We start from the raw sequence: 2,425 nt of genomic DNA on the forward strand, positions 1-2,425 counted from the left end.
GTTGGTTGGGTAGGCCGCGCGACGAGGTGCCTGCCATATGCAGGCCCTTTTCCGCACGGCCCCCCTCCGAACCCGCCGTACGAGTTTCCCCGTAACGGGCTCTCCAGTGACCTATTTCGTGACGCTGCTGGTTGGCTTTCCCGAGTGGATCATGTCATGGCAACCAGTGCAGACCACCAGAGTCTTGCGCCGTTTCTTCGCCATGACCTGGCGCCATTCAGTAGGTGGATCTCCCCTGTCGAGGTCGGCGATTTTTCGGATGTGGTGCACTCGCACGTCTTCCGATGTCCCGCATAGCTCGCACTTCCCTTTCAAGAGCCGGGTAATCAGCTCTTTTCTGGGGCGGGGGTTGGCCACTTGACGGTCCGCGAGGACCGCTGCCTTCTGTCGCGTCAATGAGATTCCGCCGAATCGTGCGACCAGTGGCTTCCTACCTGCGCCGCGGGGGATGCTGGCTTCGAAGCATGTGCGGGACCCATATGGTGTCTCGACTTTGGCCTTGTAGCGGGCCGCCATCTTGGACACGGTCGAGCGATGCTTCGCTGCCAGTGTCTTGAGCAACGAGGTTTCCATGGCCCAACGCAGCCGATGCAATCGGCATACGTTGCCAGCCAGTAGGTAGTACTGGACGATGCCCCGGTATTCGGCCCCGTAGACGTTGACGATGGTGTAGTCGTCGTCGTTGAGGAGCTGGGACCGATGCGCGGGTTTTCCGCGACTGAAATATAGGGCTGCCTTCTCTCGAATCACCTTCGCTGGCACACGCAAGGCGATCGACCCGTTGGCCGTCCTGCGGCCCCGGGTTGCCTGCCTATCGTTGTGCTGGACGGCGATCTCGTATCCGAGGAACGTAGCCGCGCCCTTGCGGGCGTGGGTGATCAGCGTCTTTTCTGGCGACATTTCCAACTTGAGGTCGTCGCGGAGGAATGCCGCGAGGCGCCGTTTGATCTCTTCGGCCTCGGATTTCGGCCCGATGAACCCTAGCAGGGTGTCATCGGCGTATCGCACGTAACGCAGCCTTCGGTAGCCCGGATCATTCGGATCCACGCTGGGAATACTGCGCTGCTGCTTGCGAAGTGACCGGACTTCGGTCCGGTTCCCCCGCCTGCGGGCACGAGCGATCGCGTTGACCACCTCCAGGTAGGCAGGGTTGCGCACCCTGCTCTGCCCTCGGGTGTATTGCGGAATCTGAATCTTCTCGACAAATCTGTCCAGTCGGTGGAGGTAGATATTGGATAGAAGCGGGGAGAGTACCCCGCCCTGGGGTGCCCCACTGAGCGTGGCGCCCCAGGTCCAGTCCTCCATGTACCCGGCCTCAAGCATGTTTCGCACCAGCCGAAGAAACCGGCCATCGTGAATTCTTTCTGACAGGGTCTCGATGACGACTTGATGGTCGATCGATCCGAAACAGTCGGAGATATCACCTTCGATGAACCAGGTCGTACCCGTCCAGGTATTGCCCACCTCGGTTAAGGCCGTGTGGCATCCCCGTCCGGGCCGGAACCCGTGGGAACGGTCGGAGAACTGCGGCTCGTAGTACGCCTCCAGAAGGAGGCGCAACACTTCACCAACCAGTTTGTCCGTCCATGTCGGCAGCCCAAGCGGGCGGAGCTTCCCATTCTTCTTGGGAATGCTGACCCGCTTGACGGGACCGAATCGGTAGCGCTCGTGACGCATCGCATCGATGATGCGGCCGATCTTGTCCAACGACATGCCGTCCACGGTTTCTTGAGTGACTCCCGGCGTCATCGCCCCCTTATTGGAGTAGATGCGGCCGTAAGCCACCAGGTACAACTGCGGATTAAACATTTGCCGATACAGTTCGTCGCACGGCAGTTCTAGCCTGCCGCGCTCACGAAGGATGCCTAACACCGTGTCGGCACTCTGCATTTCGCATACCTCCAGGTCTCGTTCGCATCCAGTCACCTGTGCCCCTTCGCCCTGCGAGCGGCTTTCCCGCTCTCCTTGACAGGTCGTTACTCCTGCGACTACTACGAGCACTCCGTCGCCTTAGGGTTCGCACCCCGTAGGCGATCCCACGTTCGTCCTTGTTGTACGTCATAGCGTGACGTAGGCGCCCCACTCATCTCCTTGAATGCCCTCACTGGACATCGCCCCATGTCGCAGAGGGTGCGTCGGCCCCTGATCAAGGCCGCCACAGGACATGGCATCGGTTTCAGTAGCCTTTCCGATGGATGCGAACTTTCATCAACTGGAGATTGGGGTTCAGGCAATCCAGCTTTCGCCATATCACGCGGGCCCCTCAGTGCACCGTCCCTGGCAACTGAGCCCGGTCACTGATTGTCTGGCATGCTCTGGTCCCCATCACCTTTCGGATCCAGGTGAGCCATCAGGCCCAGGAATATCCCTCCAATTCCTCCCGGCTGAGCCGGGGATACAACAAGGCGCCTCGTGGCGCACATCA

1 protein-coding gene is annotated in these 2,425 nt (G+C 60.3%); it reads right to left on the minus strand.

What is annotated here, in order from left to right; genetic code table 11:
* Positions 1 to 111: 111 nt before the first annotated feature.
* Positions 112 to 1,890, minus strand: coding sequence for a reverse transcriptase domain-containing protein (locus tag ACIQD6_RS36185; protein WP_401891334.1), 1,779 nt, complete (start codon positions 1,888 to 1,890; stop codon positions 112 to 114).
* Positions 1,891 to 2,425 lie beyond the last annotated feature (535 nt).

This window comes from Streptomyces sp. NPDC088400, from assembly GCF_044753355.1.
GTDB lineage: Bacteria > Actinomycetota > Actinomycetes > Streptomycetales > Streptomycetaceae > Streptomyces.

What these genes read in the sequence shown, in the direction of transcription:
- ACIQD6_RS36185 (WP_401891334.1), bottom strand. Translation starts at nt 1,890, where the DNA reads ATGCAGAGTGCCGACACGGTGTTAGGCATCCTTCGTGAGCGCGGCAGG.